The organism is Fluctibacter halophilus, assembly GCF_020687825.1.
Classification (GTDB): Bacteria; Pseudomonadota; Gammaproteobacteria; order Enterobacterales; family Alteromonadaceae; genus Fluctibacter; species Fluctibacter halophilus.
The window spans coordinates 1413490-1430637 of sequence record NZ_JAJEWP010000001.1 but is presented as its reverse complement, the minus strand read 5'-3'; the positions used below and the strand labels follow the sequence as shown (position 1 = coordinate 1430637).

The window sequence follows — 17148 nt, the reverse complement described above, 5'->3', positions numbered from 1 at the left end:
GTATTGGATAGAAGCATGTTCTTTGTCCACTAGCTCCCCGTACGAGATAACGTAAATATTTTTGGTAAGGGGGAAAAAAGTCTACGGGCGCATAACGAAGTGTCGCCGCCCAAGGCTTTTGAGTACATCTGCAGCTTAAATCGTTTTCTCATGCAACTGCTATTCAGCAGGGCCATAGCAAGAAGGGGGATAGCAAAAAATCTTCGGGTTTCAATATAAGAGCCAAAGGCTCAGCCTTTGCTCTACACCGTCTACCTAAATCAATTTTTAACTGACTTATAGAAGTCTTTATGTTAAACGGCTCATGGGAAGGCGCTAGTGTCAGGGATGGAAAATTATGCTTTATATTCATGTGGTTAGGAGTCAAGAGAACCTTCAATCAAAACATTATTTTACATTTTCGGTCATACAGAACTTGAACTAATGGAGGAATGTATATACAAATAGTATTACAGAATGTATATACAAGGCCGATTGAAGATGTATAATCCGCAACCTGCTCAAAAGGAGATGTGAGTTTGTTTTGGATGACTCCAAGCATAAGAGCTAAGCTCAGGACCAAACATAACATCGAAGAAACAGAGGTAGAAGAGTGCTTCTGTAACAGAACACATAGTTATTTGTTGGACGAAAACGAAGATCACCAAACAGATCCACCAACATATTATTTCGTATCAGAGACAGACACAGGACGAAAGTTACTAATCTGTTTCATAGATAGAGGTACATACTTGGAAATAAAAACTGTTTTTGAGCCAACAAGCCAAAGTAGGATTGACAAGTATTATAGAAACGCACAAGAAGAAGAATATTAGCGTTGTAACAAAAGGGTTTAAACATGAGCAAAATGAAAGTTAAGAAGATTGCAGGTACCCCAGAGAATTGGGAAAAGGGCCTATTGGGCAACAGTGATGAATTTGCCAAAGTGGTCGATGGAGTTACAGCAAAAGAGCTTGACGGAAAGCTCGGACTAAAACCTATATCAATAAGGCTACAGCAAAGACTTGTTGACGATCTTAAGTTTATTGCTGAATCAAATGGACTTAGCGGATATCAACCACTGATCCGAAGAGTTCTAAAGCGTTTCGTAGATGCAGAAATGAAGAAAATTGCGAGAGATTTAGCTGGCCAGTCTAATGAAGATGAAATGGGTGACGGCAAAATGGCTAGAGCCGTTTAGCCCAATTTAGGCTAAAGTAGTTATATCGAAAGATTTTAAAAGAGGCCGCATAGCGGCCTTTTTTATTAGCAAAGGAGTTCCTTTAAACTCGGGTTGGGCTGGGGCATGGTTTCGAGCGATGAGACTAGTTACAATTTCCAATCTCGGATCCACTTCATTTCAAGTATTTCGATTCTGCGAAGCTGTCTTTATGTGCACCTTTCGATTACGCTGCTGCAAAATAGCTCGCTACAGGTAACCAGGATTGTGATTCCTTGATGTTTCGTTTTTTTCGCAAGACAAAGCAAATTGTAATCTGAATTTATAATATGCGAAAAAGTATTTAGCAGTACTCATGGAAGTACTTGTTAAATATTGATTAATTAAAATATATATAATTCAGTGGATTAATTCTTAAAAAAGAGTCTACTCGGACGCACCATTTCTCTTTTTTCCCTTTATATTTGCATTCTCAGTGGCGCTCAGCGCACCGTGATTATTAGCTATTTAATCTGAAAAAATGCCTTGGTGGCTTCATCGGCCGGAAAGAAGGTTTCCACTTTGAGTTCCGAGGCGGTCACGTCCAGCGCGGTGCCGAATGCAGAAATCATACTGAACAGGTTCAGCTTTACATCGCCCAGTTGCATTGAGATACCTAGCACCGGCGCGACAGTGGCAGAAATGTCCGCCGCCGTGTAGCTGTGTTCGCGGGCGAGGCTTTGTACTTCTTGTAGCAAATCGGCCAGAAACCGGTTTTGCGGATCGTCGCTCACTTCTGCCTGTAACCTAAGCAGCAGCGGGTTTGCGATGGTGGGCCAGTTGGTAATGAAGGGACGTAAGCCTTTGTTACTGAAGGTCAGCCGATAAATGTTCAGCTTCCCGTCGTCCAACAGGCTTGGGTCGGGTTCGCCGATCAGCCCAAGCAGTTTGTTACTGGCGTCATTAGCCATGTACAGGTTCCAGTTTCGGTCCACCACCAGTGCAGGATAGGGCTCATGGTGGTCGAGCATCATGGTCAGGGCACTTTTTACACTGACCATGGTGGCATCATCCAGCGCGCGTTCTTTGTAGAGCGCTGCAAATCCTGCGCTTTTCAGCATCTGATTACGATCCCTCAGCGGCATGTTCAAGGCGTCGGTTAACTGAATGATGGTGTCTTTACCGGGGCGTGAGCGACCGGATTCCAGAAAGCTCAAATGGCGCTGGGAAATACCCGCTTCCAGTGACAGTTCAAGCTGAGAAAATTTGCGCGCTTTACGCCACTTTTTAAGGGTGGCTGCAAAAGGGGATTGGTCTCGAGATTCACATGCCGTTGTGCGCATAGGGGAAGGCTCTGCTTTGTTGTTATATGCGCAGTATTGATCGACCGACGTCGTTGCAGCAATTACCTGACAGGTAATTGTCATCATTACTGGGACGCCTACACTGACAGTGAAATCATTAAGGAGAAAAACAATGAATCCACGAGTGGTGTTACTAAGTGTCGTGTTGGCCTTGTTCGGCGGTTACAGTGTGTGGCTGATGATGGAGGTGGGGTATGTTGCCATTTGGCAGGCTGGCTTTACTTCCCCGGCTGCACTACAGATCCTGATGGATTTGGCCATAGCCTGCGTGATTATCAGTAGCTGGATGATAGGGGATGCCAGAGCCCGCGGTATCACTGTGTGGCCCTGGCTGGTCGCGGTACTAACCACGGGGACCCTGGCGATTCTGGTGTACCTGCTGGTTCGTGAGTTTGCCCAAAAGGCCTTGGCAAAACCTGCGTAGTATAGGCAAACAACGGGAAGCACGTCGTTTTTGGGTCATGCAACGAGCAGGGTTGCATGGCCCATGTCTCATGGTTAGCAAAACGGTTGTTTTCTTTGGTACTCACCCGGCAAACTTTCGAAGACAATGCAGTAAATGGCCAACCTTTTCAGCAACGATAAAAGTCCTTTACGTTGAAAAATGGAAGCTATATACATTGCACTGTGCATGTTCATTTTACCGTTTTCATCGGCCGGTTTAACGTTGACACAACGAGCACGTTGGCGATTTGGCTGCAGCGCCTCAGTTTTCAGGAGTAATATGAAGATTTCATTGGAAGAAGTTACCCGTTCTAATTACGAAGCCGTATGCGATTTAGATGTCGCGCCGGAGCAAGAACAATACGTCGCCTGTAATATGTGGTCACTGGTCGAGTCTCACTACAATCAAGGCCATACCTGCAAAGCGATCTGCCTGGAAGGTAAGCCTGTTGGTTTTTTCATGTGGGTTCAGGAAACTGCGCAAAAAGTGTCGATTTGGCGTTTTATGGTGGATAAACAATACCAAAATCAAGGGTTCGGCAGGGTGGCACTAAAACTCGCCATTGAACAGATCCGCAAAATTCCACATCTTGAATGTATTGAGATTTGTTATAACCCCGCCAATCCGGTGGCAAAAGATTTCTATTCCAGCTTTGGGTTTCAGGAAGTGGGCATGGATGAAGATGGTGACGATATGCTAGCCTGCATCTGGCTCTAATCCCGTCAGGGAGTATTCTCTGCTTCAACCACACCGGCCAAATTGGCGTTTATGCGCAGCAACACGGTGTGTGTTATTCGGCGATTCTGTTCGCGCAATGATTGATATATATCAGAATCTTAAAGCATTTTCGGGTCTACACTGTTAAAAAGGTCAGGGTATCTGATGCAGTCTCATTGCGCTGGAAAAGCTGAGTATGGAATACATTCACGTGTTTATGACGGCAGTCACTGCCATCATTTTGTTTATTTTTGGCTTGGAGAACTTCTCCAAGGAAATTGAGCGCATTTCCGGCGAGCATTTTCGAAAATCACTCAGTAATGCAACCCGTATTCCGGTGGTTGGATTGTTGATAGGTGCACTGGTGACCATGGTGATCCAGTCCAGCTCTGCCACCTCGGTGATCACCATCAGTCTGGTGAACGCCGGGGTATTGTCGTTTAAAAACAGTATTGGCATTGTGTTTGGCAGTAATGTCGGCACCACCATTACCGCCCAGTTAGTGGCGTTTAAACTGACCAGCTTTGCGCCGCTATTGATTGTGATTGGCTTTGTGGTGTCGTTGCTACACAGTAAACTGGCCATTTTTGGGAAGGCGATCTTTTACTTTGGGTTCGTGTTTTTCAGCCTTAATCTGATCGCTGACACCCTGGCACCGCTACAATCCAATCCTGTGCTGGTGGAATGGTTAACCGAACCGCAAAATCCCCTATACGGTATTCTGGTCGGCTGTATTTTCACCGCTATCGTGCAGTCCAGTTCAGTGACTACCGGCCTTGCGATCGTGTTTGCTCAACAGGGCTTACTGGGGCTGGAGAATGCTGTGCCGTTGCTGCTTGGGGCCAATATCGGCACCACCGCCACCGCCACCATTGCGGTGTTTAACATGGACGTGGCAGCCAAAAAAGTCGCCATGAGCCACTTTCTGTTTAATGTCGGTGGCGTGCTGCTGGCGTTACCTTTTTTGTTGTTGTTTGGTCACCATCTGGCGGATGTCACTGTTGAACCGGCCATCGCGCTGGCGTTTATTCACCTGCTGTTCAATGTGTCTGCCAGCGTTATCTTTATTCTGTTGATCAACCCGTTTAAGCGCCTCATTGATATGATGCTGGGGGAGGGCAAGATGGAGTTCGAGCGACTGGCGTTGCCGGTGTTTGATCCCGAGGAGCCCTTCGAACAGGTGCAAGACAAGTTGCAGGCCAGTGCCGGGGCGTTGTTCGACTTCCTGCAGGAAAACTACAACATCGTCACCCTGAGTATCGAAACCAATTATCGCGGGGTGTTTGAAGCGGGAGGCAAACGCATCGAATACATCGACTTTGTTAAAGCCGAACATATTCACTATTTCTCGGAAGTGGTCACCGTGATCAAAGACGAAGAAGAGTCACGGCAGTTGATCAAATTGATCAATCAGTTTGATTACTTGTTTCAGATCCATGATTCCATCAGCGATTTGTATGAATCGAAAAAGGTCCTTAATGAACATTACATTGAGCTGAAAAGCGATGTATTGCTGTTGGTTCGTACGTTGTCCAGCCAGACTCTGGCGTTTTTTGAGCGTATCGGCGATGCCATGCGCGAAGAGGAGCCACCCAACCTGAAATCGGCGGCCAAAGAATTACAGCATTCCATCGATCAGGCTAATCGCAATTTACTGCTGTTGCTGGTTGACCCTAAACGGGAAGATGCCGGGGCGCTGACCAACTTCATTACCTACACCCAGCGGTTGAAAGACAAGCTCAACAACTTTACCAGCCTTCGGATCAAACAGGACAGTGACAAGCCATCGGAGTCTGCCAATGCGTAACCAATGGTTTCGTGGAGGGGAAAGCAACAAGGTTTTTGCACAGGAGGTTTCATGAGTCGCCAAGTTAAACGGGTGCTGATCATTGAAGGTAGTGTTAACGCAATGCTGGCGTTGGTGAAATTTGTGGTGGGCCTGATCACCGGTTCCGCAGCACTGGTAGCTGATGCGCTGCATTCCCTGACCGATTTGGTCAACAACGTGTTTGCCTGGTTGGCCGTCAACCTGGCGGCGCAGCCGGCGGACGATGATCATCCTTACGGCCATCAGAAATTTGAATCACTGGCGGTGTTTGGGCTGGCAGTGTTGCTGTCGGTGGTGGCGATTGAGGTATTTATTAATGCCCTGAAGCGCATCGGTGAGCCGGTGGAACAAAACCTGCCCGGCCTTATCATTCTGGTGCTGGCACTCGGGGTAAATTTGTCGCTGAGTTTGTGGGAGCAGCGCTGGGCCAAGCGCCTGGACTCGTCGTTGCTGTCTGCAGATGCCAGCCACACCTTTAGCGATGTATTGACCAGTGTGGCGGTACTGATCGGCTGGCAACTGGCGGCGATGGGCTATTATTGGCTTGATACGGTGTTTGCCACTGTGGTGTCTGTGCTGATCCTGATCCTGGCCTATCGATTGTTTATGCGGGCCATTCCTACCTTGGTCGATCAGCAGCTCGATAATCATCAACGGGTTTCCGATACCGTGTCGGCGGTCGAGGAGGTGCAGTCTGTGCGACAACTGCGTGCCCGCAAGCAGGGCAAAGGCTATGTGGCTGACATTACCGTGGGTGTTGATCCCCAGTTATCGGTGGAACAGGCCCATGGCATCGCCGACGAGATTGAGCGTACATTGGCCGAGCGGTTCAATATTTTCGATGTCACAGTTCACATCGAGCCAGAGCGCTGACATCGATTTGATGTAGCGCAAGTCACTGCACACTGAGGTGTGTTGTACTGATTAACACGACAATGGATGGAGATCACCCCGTGGCAATACTCACTTTTCTAGGCGCAGCACAAGAAGTCACCGGTTCCTGCCATGAGCTGCGATCACCGGCGCTCGGCACTGTACTATTAGATTGTGGCATGCATCAGGGCGGCAGCAATGTAGAGCGGGTGCAGCGCGAGACCTTTGATTTTTCACCCGCCGGTATCGATGCCGTCGTGCTGTCCCATGCACACCTCGATCACAGCGGAATGTTGCCTAAACTGGTGCACGATGGTTTTCGAGGGCCAATTTTTTGCGCTGCCGGCACGGCGGATCTGCTGGAAGTCATGCTCAAAGATGCGGTCAGTATTTACCTGGGCGACTTGGAGCGTGAAAACCTGCGCCGCGGGCGCAAAGGCAAAGATCCGTTGGAGCCCCAATACGGTGAAGAGGATGTGGAAACCGTGTTGTCCTTATGCCACTCGGTACCCTATGAAACCAAAAAACGCGTTGGTAATCAGGCTTGGCTGACCTTTCATGATGCGGGGCATATATTGGGTTCGGCGATTGTTGAATTGCACCTGAAGGAAAAGGGCGAGGACAAAACCCTGGTGTTCTCCGGCGATCTGGGCAACCGTAATGCGGTGTTGATGAAAGACCCGGCCACCATTGAACGGGCGGATGTTGTGGTGATGGAAAGTACCTATGGTGATCGCAATCACAAGCCGTTGCCCGACACCGTGGCCGAGCTGCGTAACATCATTACCGAGACCGAAGCCCGTGGTGGCAATATCATGATCCCTGCCTTTGCGGTAGGGCGGACCCAGGAATTACTGTATTACCTCGGCGTGTTGCATCAGGAGGGGATCCTCGACCAGTGGCAGGTGATCCTCGATAGTCCGATGGCGATTGAAGTGACCAAAGTCTATGACAAGTGGTTTTCGGCACTCGATCAGAGTGACATCGCCAAAGCCGCGCCCGATGCTCAATCGATATTGGATGACTTTATTCCACGCCTGTTTCTCGCGGTCACGCCGGAAGAGTCCATTGCGGTGAACAAGATTGTCAAAGGGGCCCTGATCATTGCCGGTAGCGGGATGTGTACCGGCGGGCGGATCCGGCATCACTTTAAACAGCGCATCTGGAAAGCAGAAAATACGGTTCTGTTTTGTGGCTATCAGGCCCAGGATACGCTGGGACGATTACTGGTAGATGGCCTCAAAAAAGTGCGTTTGTACGATGAGGAATATGTGGTTAAAGCGCACATAGAGACCCTTGGTGGTTTTTCCGCTCACGCCGGTCAACAGGGATTGATCGATTGGGTCACGCAAATAAAAGGTGAGCCAACCGTCGTGCTGGTGCACGGCGAAGCCGGGGCCATCGAAGCACTGTCGCAAAAACTCTGGGATGTGGCAAAGATCCGCGCCCAAACGCCCTGTCAGGGCAAAAGCCTGGTGTTTTAGATACGTTGACAAATCGCAGCGAGGAATAGCGCTACTGGCTTGCGCCACAGGATTGACCATCGTAAAGTGGTGAAAAATTGCCCATCAAGGATTGTTATGGCTGACAGCGCACCTCAACCCAACCTGGCTGGATCCGTCACCATGCGCGGTGAAGGGATGAACCGTATTGAGACCTTCGTCGCTGCGGCGTTTGCCTTTGCCGTGACCATGCTGGTGATTTCAGTGGGTAGCATTCCCCAGTCCTTTGAAGAGTTCGTGCTGGCGCTGAAAACCATCCCGGCTTTTGCCGCCAGTTTTGCTGTGATCGTGTGGATCTGGCACGCCCATGCTACCTGGTGCCGACGCTATGGCCTCGAAGACGGTATGTCGATTTTCCTCAGTAGCCTGCTGGTGTTTCTGGTGCTGATCTACATCTACCCGTTGCGCCTGATGATGCAGAGTCTGTTTCACTTTCTGTCTGACGGGGCTTTGCCGTTTATTTTTCCCCTCAAGACCCTCGAACAAGCCCGCTTCATGTTCACCTTTTATGGCATTGGATTTTTGTGTGTGGGGTTAAATTTTATTGGTTTGTATCGCTATGCCCTGCGTCGCCAGGAGCCCCTTGCTCTGAGCCCCTATGAGGTGACCGAAGCCCGCTATGATGTGCACGTTTGGGTCGTTGCTGTGTGCATCTCGTTGCTGTCATTGATACTGGCCTGGGTGCTGCCGGCCCAGTGGTTGTCGTTGGCTGGCTTTACCTACTTTTTGCTGTTTCCGTGCTACACGGTGCTGGACAACCGCCACCGCAAAGCGCTGGCGGCGATAGCGGTGCAGGATTAGCCCGCCAGACCATCGGCGCGGGCTGACCACAGTATTCGCGTGTAAGACCACAGGAACAGGCCGAAACCCAGGCTCCATAACCCGCCCACCACCAACCACACCAGTGGGCTGGACGGTAGGGTAAAAATCGCCACCACGATGCGAAGAATCCCCGCCAACCATACAGCGGCGAAGGCAAACGGCATGCTGCCCGGCGGCAGCAGCGCACGCCCGGTATGCCCCAGACTGACCCGGCTCATCATCGCAAGGATCAGACTGCCCATTGCTCCGGCGCTAAGGGCATGGAGACCCGCGGATACTGGCAGGTAGGGGAGTAATAGTGCTCCCCCCCACAGCATCAATCCAAGCGGAATAAAGCCATAGGCAAGGTGCAATGAAACAACCAAAGGGACGCGCCAGGCCCGGCGGTGCAGCCATCGCCACCAGCGCCAGCCATTGGCAATGCCCCACGACAGCAGGACAAAGCCCAGGTATGGCTGCACTTGCGCAAACCAAATTTGGGCAATCTGCAGGCTCAGTAGGATTGGGATGAGCAGAAAAACAGCGCGTTCAAGGTGGGCCAAGGCGAGAGTCCTTTGCTCCCCAATTCCATTGGCGGTAAACATCGGTATTACACGACCACCGATAACTACCATTATCACAGTAATGAGCATCACGGTGGTGTGAAACGCCCATTGGGTCAGTGCGTGATCCGACAGACGTAGACTCCAGTGAGACACCAGATTGAGCGTAAACAAACCACCCAGTATCAGTAAAAACACCCCATTACGCCAGTTTCGGCTGCGCACAACCTGATAGGTCAGATAGCCTGCCGCCAGGGGAATGAACAGTAAATCCGTGAACACTACCAAGGTTGCAGGGGCGTTTAACACCATCGCAATACGCGCCAGGCACCACAGCCCCCACAGACCGCCCAGCAAGGGTCCTTGCAGGCCGGGTACCCCAGTCCATGTTTGGGCTGCAGTGAGCAGAAAACCTACTACGATGGCGACCACAAAACCAAACAGCATTTCATGGGCATGCCAGAACAGGGCACCACCGTACGGGGTGGGCAGGTGCCAGCCCACCAGAATGCTGACCCAATACAGCATCGCCAGTATGGTGAACACATTTCCTGCGAAAAAAAACGGCCGAAAAGCCAGGTTCCATAGCGCCAGTCCTGATCGTTGCGCCGCAGGCTCGTGGATAGGGATCAAACGTTTCATTCAGCGTACCACCAGACCCAATTGTTTTTGTGTCACCAAACGCACCACATATGCCACTTTAAACACGCCCGCTAATAGCATCTGAGAGACATGCAAGGTGGTTACCAACAGCAAGGGAAGCTGTGATTCAAAACGGTACGACAGCACAACCGATGCGATAAATGCCAGTAGGCTAAATAGCATGGTGGCATTGGCGCATTGAAGTAACCTGTGTTCAGACATGACACTCTCCATAAGATGCATGTTATATGTATGTTTACTAAGGTGCATATTAAATGTATCTTTTTGGGGATGCAAGAGAACAAAGAGACATATGATGCAACTGACCCGTTACACAGACTACGGATTGCGCGTATTAATGTATCTGGCGCTGTTACCTGAGGGGCAGAATGCCAGCATCGATACGGTCTGCCAGACTTACGGCATTTCCAGAAACAACATCAATAAAATCGTTCATCACCTGGGAAAAGCAGGATTTATCCGTACCCAGCGGGGAAAAGGCGGCGGCATAACCCTGAATCGGCCGGCACAGGACATTGGTCTGGGTGATGCTGTACGGGTAATGGAGTCCACGCTGACCATCATCGATTGCAACAAACCGGCCTGCACGTTATTACCGGCCTGTCGGTTGAAAGGGGCACTGGCACAAGCGGTGGAGGCATTCCTGTCGGTTCTGGACAGCTACACACTGGCCGATCTGACCGCGCCTGCGGCGAATGAACTGCGCCAGCAACTGAAACTGGCGTAAATGTGCAGCTCCCTTAACCGGGGTGCAAATCGCAGGCATCAAAGAACTGCTGCCAGTAGGCGATATGAGCACGAACCGCGTTTTGCGCTGCACTGAAGGTATCCAACTGGTGCTGGATACGGGCTTTAAATGCCGGGCTCAATGTCGGGGTATCGAGTAGTTGTTGATACACCGGCAACAACGTGTAGTGGTAGTGATTCATGGTGCTGACAAACGGCTGAATACGTTGGACAAACACCAGCTTAAACACATTGGCAAGGTACTGTGCTCCTTGTTCGAATTGAGGTGAACGGCATTGTTCTGGCAATTGTTGTTGCTCAAGCCAGGCGGTGACCACCGGCAATTGGGTGCCCAGTTGTGTGTGATTGAATTGCAGCTTTGCAGGCAGAGGTGCGAATTTCAGCTGTTGCAGGTGATGTTCAAGGGCTTCACCATCAATGGTGGTCGCTTTGGGTAGTGCTAACAAATATTTCCACGCGCTTGCTACCGCCGTCAGACGATCATCGTCGTCTGCAGAGATCCCCTGTTCAGCGCGGTCAAAATGAATCGCTATTTCCTGACTGTGTTGCACCAATTGCGCCCAGTGTAACGGCAAGTTTTGTTGCTTCTGTGCTATCCAGTCGTCAAGCGGTATATCCCCTGGCGATGGCTCAAGCTGTTGCCGGCATTGGATAAGGCCTTCAATCACTTGCAACTGGTATGCAAACCGGCTTGAGGGTAACTGGGCGTGACCCAGTGCGGTATTGCGCTGGGCGATAAGGCCGGCTACTGCACATTGTTGCAAGGCGTAAAATTCACGCAGATTGATACGCACATCCGCAGGGAACACAGGCATGTCCTGGCGTAGCGGAAAGCGTTGCTTGGTTGGCAGAGGGGCATAATCGGGGGCGGTAGTCTCCAGCACCCGGGCCAAACGGGTGGTATAATCCTCAAGCTGTGTTTGTAGCGGCGATGCCGGTGAGCAGCCGACGATAGCCACTACACTGAGCAATGGCAGACAATTGCTTAGGGTGTCAGTAAACCTGTTCGTCGTCAGACAGGACCGTGAGTTGCACTTTGTGCTGCATGTCGTCGATGTGCATCGCCAGATGCACCGGATAGCAACAGTTCGGACAGTCCTCAAAATAGTCTTGATCGCCATTACTGCAATCCAGCGATACGTGCATCGGGTGACCACAGTGAGGACAACTCAGAGTGGTTTGTTTGAGCTGCATAAATCACCTCCGCCAATGTGACCTCTCAGGCCTTACTGGCACTGGCTATACTGCGTCCACCGTCAACCGCGATGATCTGACCGGTGATATACGGTGACGCGACCAGAAATGCGATGGTGCGGGCAATGTCGTCGGGTGTGCCAAGGCTGCCCAGCGGGATTTGCTGCAATATGTCGCCTTTGTCTTGCTCAGATAAGGGAGCTTCAGGCCATAAAATGGCCCCCGGAGCAACGCCATTGACCCTTACCTGTGGGGCGAGTTCTATCGCCAGTGATCGCGTCATGGCGACCAGTGCCGCTTTCGCCATGCAATATACAGTATGGCTTGCCAGAGGGCGCTCTGCATGGATATCCACCATGTTAACAATAACCCCCTGATTTCGGGCCAAATGTTTTTGTAAATACTGACTAAGGAACAGGGGCCCCTGGGCATTGCTGCCCATCAGGATATGCCAGTCGTCGGTTGTTATGTCGCCGACCGGGGTAGGGTAGAACGCCGAGGCATTATTCACCAGCACGTCAAGGCGACCAAACGCCATTACCGCGTCTTCGGCCAGAGATTGCCAGGCTTTGGGGTCGCACAGGTCAGCGACCAGCAGTTTTGCGGAGTCCTGACGTTGGTCATTTAACGACGCACACAGGCGGCTAGCGACATCGAAGGAATGGTGGCAATGCACAACAACATCGTAACCTTGTTGATGCAAGTGGCGGGCAGTGGCCGCGCCGAGACGTTTGGCACTGCCCGTGATCAGCGCAACAGGGTTTTCCATACTGAGAATGTTCCGGCTCACAAAAACGCAAAGGTTAACGGCTTCGACGCCGCCACTCAAGCATCAAGGGTGTTCAGTGTTGCCTTCGCAGATGTCAGGTACTGGCCACCAAACATCACCGCATGATTAAGAATATGATAAAGCTGGTACACGGGTTTGCGATAGCTATAGTGCTCATCAAGTGCCCATTGGTCGTTGTAGCCGTCATAAAATGCCTGTGGAAATTTACCAAACAGTTCTGTCATGGCAATGTCCGCCTCGCGATCACCGTAGTACATGGCAGGATCGAACAACACCGCTTGATGTTGATGAAACCCGGTATTTCCCGACCACAGATCGCCGTGCAAGAGACTGGCGACTGGCTGGTGACCGTGCAGCAGGCGCTCTGTGGCTTCAACACAACGATCGATGTCAGGCAGTGATTCTCCGCGCTCTGCCAACAATTGCAGCATGTAACCGATACGCTGTTCGGCGAAAAAACGCGCCCATTTTTTGTGCCATTGATTGGGTTGGGGAGTTTGTCCGATGTAGTTATCGTCCTGCCAGCCGTACATTTCCTGAGTCTGGTTTTTGTGCAACAGTGCCAGTTGCTGCCCAAAGGTGAACCAATCGTCTTTATCGCCGTCTTGCATGGTGATGTGTTCCAGCACCAGAAAACTGTGATCTTCGACTACTCCGTGACAGATAACCGTTGGTACGCGCATCACCTCGCAGGCTTTGAGGTGACTTAATCCTTCAGCTTCGGCGCTGAAGTTGGCCAACTGACCGCTGTCATTGAGCTTGATGAAATAGCGGTGACGGCCATCGGATATCTTGTACGCCTTGTGGGTGTCGCCTTGCTTTACTTCGCGGATGTCGTCACAAATAAAGTCGTGTCCGACGTTGTCACTGATTTGCTCACTGATGAAATGCCACATGGTTACCGCCATGGCTGCCGAAAGATTGATTTCAGTATGGAACAGCGTTTTGTCGCGCGTTGGTCGAATTCACTATCAATGAGGCCGTGCTTATATCATTCCGTAATTTGTTGCTGATAAACCGGGCGGGTAATATTTTCTCGCAGGGCGACGAAGGTCTGGTGAGCAAAGGTTGCCATCATTTTGTTTGCAATCCATTCAGGCAACATCCCGCCGGCATTGGCACTGCCAACGTACTGGATGTTTAACAGCCCTTGTGCATCCAGCTGAGCATCCCATTGACCCTTAACCCCATGCATTCGTACGTAATGGGGTAGCAGCGCATGTTGATCGCCGACGTCACGGATCTGAATGCGCACGTGCCGCTCTGGAATAAGCCAGGTGGCGGTGGAGTGGGTGACCATGTCGCGATCATTGAAAGGCCAGGGCGATTTGAAATAGGTATGCACCGTTCGCTCGGCCTGTCCAAACCATTCGATGATGTCAATCTTGCGTGCATTGGCAATCCAGCGAGGCCCGTTGTCGGTATCATCCAACAACTGCAACAGCGCTAACGGTGACGCGTTGACCGAGGTCTCTATTTTGACCTGGAAGCCCAGTACCGGATCGTTACGGGTATAGGTTTTGACCGCGTTTTCGTCCTGTTTCAGCGTCCACTCAGTGTTGTCTGCGTGAGCGAGGGAAGATATCACTACTAATAAAGTGACGATCAGGCGGGGGAATAATTGCATCACGACGGCGTTTTTCGCTATTATGCACAGGTGCTCTGATGGTAGCAGAGCCAACGCGAAAGCAAAATGATCTCAGGCACCCAACTCCGGGTGTTTTTTTATTGATGTAACCGCTCGACGTGATAATACACGGTCGGCATATAACGCAAGTGGCGCTTGGTAGGCGTCACCACTGTGAAAAGGACAAAAGATGGTAACAATCACCCTTCCTGATGGCAGTCAACGCCAGTTTGAACACCCCGTTTCCGTGATGGATGTCGCTAACGATATCGGCCCTGGCCTCGCCAAAGCCACCATTGCCGGCAAAGTCGACGGTACCCTGGTAGACGCCTGTGACATGATCACATCGGATGCCAAACTGGAAATCATCACCGCCAAAAACGATGAAGGGTTGGAAATCATCCGCCATTCCTGCGCTCATTTGCTCGGCCACGCCATCAAACAGCTTTGGCCGGATACCAAAATGGCCATTGGTCCTGTGATTGATAACGGCTTCTATTATGACGTTGACATGGAGCACAGCCTCACTGATGAGGATTTGCAGGCACTGGAAAAACGCATGCTCGAATTGGCCAAAACCAACTATGACGTGATCAAGAAAACCGTCAGTTGGCAACAGGCCCGGGATACCTTTGCCGAGCGCGGTGAAAGCTACAAAATCGAGATCCTGGACGAAAACATCAGCAAAGATGATCAGCCGGGTCTGTACCATCATGAAGAATACGTTGACATGTGCCGTGGACCGCACGTGCCAAATATGCGTTTCTGTCATCACTTCAAGATCCAGAAAATGGCCGGTGCCTATTGGCGCGGCAACAGTGACAATAAAATGCTGCAACGCATTTATGGCACCGCCTGGGCCGACAAAAAGCAGCTAAAAGCTTACCTGCAACGGCTAGAAGAAGCGGAAAAGCGTGATCACCGGAAAATCGGCAAAACCCTGAATCTGTTCCATTGGCAGGAAGAAGCACCGGGTATGGTGTTCTGGCATCAGGATGGCTGGAGTATCTACACCGAATTGGAAAAATACATTCGGGTAAAACAACGCAAGTTCGGATTTGGTGAGGTGAAAGGCCCGCTGATGATGGACCGTGTACTGTGGGAGAAATCCGGTCACTGGGATAAATATGCCGAGAACATGTTTACGACAGAATCGGAAAAGCGTGAGTATGCGATCAAGCCGATGAACTGTCCGGGCCATGTGCAAATTTTTAACCAGGGCCTGAAATCCTACCGTGATCTGCCCCTGCGCATGGCTGAATTTGGATGCTGCCACCGTAATGAGCCGTCTGGCGCATTGCACGGCCTGATGCGCGTGCGCGGGTTTACCCAGGATGATGCCCACATCTTCTGTACCGAAGAGCAGATCCAGGATGAGGTCAGCCGCTGTATTCAGATGGTGTACGAAGTGTACAAAGATTTCGGTTTTGAAAAGATCGTGGTGAAACTGTCTACCCGCCCTGAAAAGCGCGTGGGCTCCGACGAAATCTGGGATAAAGCCGAACAGAACCTGGCCGATGCACTGAAAGCCAATGACATTGATTTCGAGTATCAACCGGGTGAGGGAGCATTCTACGGACCTAAGATTGAATTTACCCTGCATGATTGTCTCGACCGCGCCTGGCAGTGCGGTACGGTGCAACTGGACTTCTCAATGCCTGGTCGTCTCGGCTCCACTTATGTGGCTGAAGACGGTGAGCGTAAAGTCCCGGTGATGATCCACCGTGCAACATTGGGCTCACTGGAACGCTTTATCGGTATCCTGACCGAAGAATATGCCGGCTTTTTCCCGTTGTGGCTGGCACCTGTGCAGATGGTGGTGATGGATATCACCGATAAACAGGCCGATTATGCCCGTCAGGTGGAAGAAAAACTGCAGGAAAACGGATTTAGAGCAAACTCTGACTTGAGAAATGAGAAGATTGGCTTTAAAATCCGCGAGCACACACTTCGCCGTGTGCCGTATTTGCTGGTTGTCGGTGATAAAGAGATGGAATCCGGCCAGGTTGCAGTGCGGACACGAAAAGGTGAAGACCTCGGTAGCATGAGCATTGAAGCCTTTATTGACAAGGTTCGTTGCGAAATTGCCGAGAAAACGATTAGCTAGTGCCCGTCACTGGGCACATCGGGAACGAATGGAGTATCGTTCCTGTTCAGTACGACAGTATTGAATTTCTGCGCGGTGAAGGGGATGCCTTCATCGCCTTTTGCTTGTTCGCCAGGCTGGTGTTCAAGTACTTGTACGTTAAATTGCTTGGAGGAATAGCATATTAAAGGCGCTAACAATAAGGCTCAGGGCGATAAAGCCCGGATTAACGATCAAATCACATCACGTGAAGTTCGTTTGATTGGCAAAGACGGTGAACAAATTGGTGTAGTAACACTGAGTGAAGCAATAGACACCGCGGAAGAAGCAAACCTGGACTTGGTTGAAATTAGCCCGAATGCAGAGCCGCCTGTCTGTAAAGTAATGGACTACGGCAAATTCCTGTTCGAAAAAAGCAAGGCTCAAAAAGAGCAAAAGAAAAAGCAGAAGCAAATTCAGGTCAAGGAGATTAAATTTCGCCCTGGCACTGATGAAGGCGACTACCAGGTCAAACTGCGCAACCTGCGTCGCTTTTTAGAAGGTGGTGATAAAGCCAAAGTCACGATCCGTTTCCGCGGACGTGAAATGGCGCACCAAGAGATCGGCATTGAACTGCTCAACCGGGTTAAAACCGAGTTGGAAGACATTGCCAATTGTGAGTCTTTCCCCCGTAAGGTGGAAGGTCGACAAATGATCATGGTGCTTGCACCCATTAAGAAGTAGCTCTGGTTTACAAGTAAACAGGGCCGATTCGTCGGTCTGCACCCTGTTTCACCGAGTTACACGTTGTAAACAACACCCCTTGCACTG

18 protein-coding genes are annotated in these 17148 nt (G+C 50.6%); 10 read left to right on the top strand and 8 right to left on the bottom strand.

Features of this window, described 5'->3' with window-relative positions; translation table 11 throughout:
* Window positions 1-838 precede the first annotated feature (838 nt).
* The gene (locus LJ739_RS06640; RefSeq protein ID WP_229158321.1) at window positions 839-1180 is read left to right on the top strand and encodes a hypothetical protein; all 342 of its coding nucleotides are present in this window, start codon (window positions 839-841) and stop codon (window positions 1178-1180) included.
* Window positions 1181-1662: 482 nt separating this feature from the next.
* Here the strand turns inward: LJ739_RS06640 and LJ739_RS06635 are convergent, their stop codons facing one another.
* The gene (locus LJ739_RS06635) at window positions 1663-2568 is read right to left on the bottom strand and encodes a helix-turn-helix domain-containing protein (protein ID WP_229158319.1); all 906 of its coding nucleotides are present in this window, start codon (window positions 2566-2568) and stop codon (window positions 1663-1665) included.
* 46 nt (window positions 2569-2614) lie between these two features.
* On the opposite strand from LJ739_RS06635, the gene LJ739_RS06630 reads away from it, so the two are divergent.
* The 6 genes from LJ739_RS06630 (at window position 2615) to LJ739_RS06605 (ending at window position 8668) form a co-directional block, all read left to right on the top strand.
* Window positions 2615-2926: a hypothetical protein gene (locus LJ739_RS06630; protein WP_229158317.1), complete on the top strand. Its 312-nt coding sequence runs from the start codon at window positions 2615-2617 to the stop codon at window positions 2924-2926.
* A gap of 300 nt (window positions 2927-3226) precedes the next feature.
* Entirely contained in the window at window positions 3227-3664 is a 438-nt protein-coding gene (locus tag LJ739_RS06625; RefSeq protein WP_229158315.1) for a GNAT family N-acetyltransferase, read from the top strand.
* 196 nt (window positions 3665-3860) lie between these two features.
* Window positions 3861-5471, top strand: coding sequence for a Na/Pi cotransporter family protein (locus LJ739_RS06620; RefSeq protein ID WP_229158313.1), 1611 nt, complete (start codon window positions 3861-3863; stop codon window positions 5469-5471).
* A gap of 51 nt (window positions 5472-5522) precedes the next feature.
* The gene (locus LJ739_RS06615) at window positions 5523-6365 is read left to right on the top strand and encodes a cation diffusion facilitator family transporter (RefSeq protein WP_229158311.1); all 843 of its coding nucleotides are present in this window, start codon (window positions 5523-5525) and stop codon (window positions 6363-6365) included.
* Between the two features lie 80 nt (window positions 6366-6445).
* Window positions 6446-7849, top strand: a complete 1404-nt coding sequence (locus tag LJ739_RS06610; protein ID WP_229158309.1) for an MBL fold metallo-hydrolase RNA specificity domain-containing protein — start codon at window positions 6446-6448, stop codon at window positions 7847-7849.
* A gap of 96 nt (window positions 7850-7945) precedes the next feature.
* Complete coding sequence (locus tag LJ739_RS06605; protein ID WP_229158300.1) at window positions 7946-8668, top strand: TMEM175 family protein; 723 nt, start codon at window positions 7946-7948, stop codon at window positions 8666-8668.
* On the opposite strand, the gene LJ739_RS06600 is transcribed toward LJ739_RS06605, so the two are convergent.
* Window positions 8665-9873 carry an NnrS family protein gene (locus LJ739_RS06600; RefSeq protein WP_229158297.1) on the bottom strand — a complete coding sequence of 403 codons (1209 nt, stop codon included), beginning with the start codon at window positions 9871-9873 and terminating at the stop codon, window positions 8665-8667. The two genes, LJ739_RS06605 and LJ739_RS06600, sit on opposite strands and share 4 nt — an antisense overlap.
* Entirely contained in the window at window positions 9874-10095 is a 222-nt protein-coding gene (locus tag LJ739_RS06595; protein WP_229158295.1) for a hypothetical protein, read from the bottom strand.
* A 91-nt stretch (window positions 10096-10186) separates the two neighbouring features.
* Here LJ739_RS06595 and LJ739_RS06590 point away from each other — a divergent pair, with 91 nt between their 5' ends.
* Complete coding sequence (locus tag LJ739_RS06590) at window positions 10187-10621, top strand: Rrf2 family transcriptional regulator (protein WP_267494166.1); 435 nt, start codon at window positions 10187-10189, stop codon at window positions 10619-10621.
* 13 nt (window positions 10622-10634) lie between these two features.
* On the opposite strand, the gene LJ739_RS06585 is transcribed toward LJ739_RS06590, so the two are convergent.
* The 5 genes from LJ739_RS06585 to LJ739_RS06565 all read right to left on the bottom strand — a co-directional run bounded on the left by LJ739_RS06585 (window position 10635) and on the right by LJ739_RS06565 (window position 14252).
* Window positions 10635-11612: a DUF3080 family protein gene (locus tag LJ739_RS06585; protein WP_229158293.1), complete on the bottom strand. Its 978-nt coding sequence runs from the start codon at window positions 11610-11612 to the stop codon at window positions 10635-10637.
* 22 nt (window positions 11613-11634) lie between these two features.
* Window positions 11635-11835, bottom strand: coding sequence for a CPXCG motif-containing cysteine-rich protein (locus tag LJ739_RS06580; protein WP_229158291.1), 201 nt, complete (start codon window positions 11833-11835; stop codon window positions 11635-11637).
* A 25-nt stretch (window positions 11836-11860) separates the two neighbouring features.
* On the bottom strand, window positions 11861-12604 hold the full coding sequence (locus LJ739_RS06575; RefSeq protein WP_229158289.1) for a pteridine reductase: 744 nt from the start codon (window positions 12602-12604) through the stop codon (window positions 11861-11863).
* Between the two features lie 56 nt (window positions 12605-12660).
* Window positions 12661-13521, bottom strand: a complete 861-nt coding sequence (locus LJ739_RS06570) for a fructosamine kinase family protein (protein WP_229158286.1) — start codon at window positions 13519-13521, stop codon at window positions 12661-12663.
* 95 nt (window positions 13522-13616) lie between these two features.
* Window positions 13617-14252: an START domain-containing protein gene (locus LJ739_RS06565; protein ID WP_229159463.1), complete on the bottom strand. Its 636-nt coding sequence runs from the start codon at window positions 14250-14252 to the stop codon at window positions 13617-13619.
* A 190-nt stretch (window positions 14253-14442) separates the two neighbouring features.
* Between LJ739_RS06565 and thrS the strand changes: the two genes are divergently transcribed.
* Together thrS and infC are read left to right on the top strand one after the other, a co-directional pair.
* Window positions 14443-16359 (top strand): threonine--tRNA ligase, encoded by a 1917-nt coding sequence (gene thrS, locus LJ739_RS06560; protein WP_229158284.1) that lies wholly within the window; start codon window positions 14443-14445, stop codon window positions 16357-16359.
* Between the two features lie 162 nt (window positions 16360-16521).
* Window positions 16522-17061, top strand: a complete 540-nt coding sequence (infC, locus tag LJ739_RS06555; RefSeq protein ID WP_229159461.1) for a translation initiation factor IF-3 — start codon at window positions 16522-16524, stop codon at window positions 17059-17061.
* Window positions 17062-17148: the final 87 nt, after the last annotated feature.

Coding starts and splice junctions, on each gene's coding strand:
- LJ739_RS06640 (WP_229158321.1), top strand. CDS start 839: ATGAGCAAAATGAAAGTTAAGAAGATTGCAGGTACCCCAGAGAATTGG.
- LJ739_RS06635 (WP_229158319.1), bottom strand. CDS start 2,568: ATGATGACAATTACCTGTCAGGTAATTGCTGCAACGACGTCGGTCGAT.
- LJ739_RS06630 (WP_229158317.1), top strand. CDS start 2,615: ATGAATCCACGAGTGGTGTTACTAAGTGTCGTGTTGGCCTTGTTCGGC.
- LJ739_RS06625 (WP_229158315.1), top strand. CDS start 3,227: ATGAAGATTTCATTGGAAGAAGTTACCCGTTCTAATTACGAAGCCGTA.
- LJ739_RS06620 (WP_229158313.1), top strand. CDS start 3,861: ATGGAATACATTCACGTGTTTATGACGGCAGTCACTGCCATCATTTTG.
- LJ739_RS06615 (WP_229158311.1), top strand. CDS start 5,523: ATGAGTCGCCAAGTTAAACGGGTGCTGATCATTGAAGGTAGTGTTAAC.
- LJ739_RS06605 (WP_229158300.1), top strand. CDS start 7,946: ATGGCTGACAGCGCACCTCAACCCAACCTGGCTGGATCCGTCACCATG.
- LJ739_RS06600 (WP_229158297.1), bottom strand. CDS start 9,873: ATGAAACGTTTGATCCCTATCCACGAGCCTGCGGCGCAACGATCAGGA.
- LJ739_RS06595 (WP_229158295.1), bottom strand. CDS start 10,095: ATGTCTGAACACAGGTTACTTCAATGCGCCAATGCCACCATGCTATTT.
- LJ739_RS06590 (WP_267494166.1), top strand. CDS start 10,187: ATGATGCAACTGACCCGTTACACAGACTACGGATTGCGCGTATTAATG.
- LJ739_RS06580 (WP_229158291.1), bottom strand. CDS start 11,835: ATGCAGCTCAAACAAACCACTCTGAGTTGTCCTCACTGTGGTCACCCG.
- LJ739_RS06575 (WP_229158289.1), bottom strand. CDS start 12,604: ATGGAAAACCCTGTTGCGCTGATCACGGGCAGTGCCAAACGTCTCGGC.
- LJ739_RS06570 (WP_229158286.1), bottom strand. CDS start 13,521: ATGTGGCATTTCATCAGTGAGCAAATCAGTGACAACGTCGGACACGAC.
- LJ739_RS06565 (WP_229159463.1), bottom strand. CDS start 14,252: ATGCAATTATTCCCCCGCCTGATCGTCACTTTATTAGTAGTGATATCT.
- thrS (WP_229158284.1), top strand. CDS start 14,443: ATGGTAACAATCACCCTTCCTGATGGCAGTCAACGCCAGTTTGAACAC.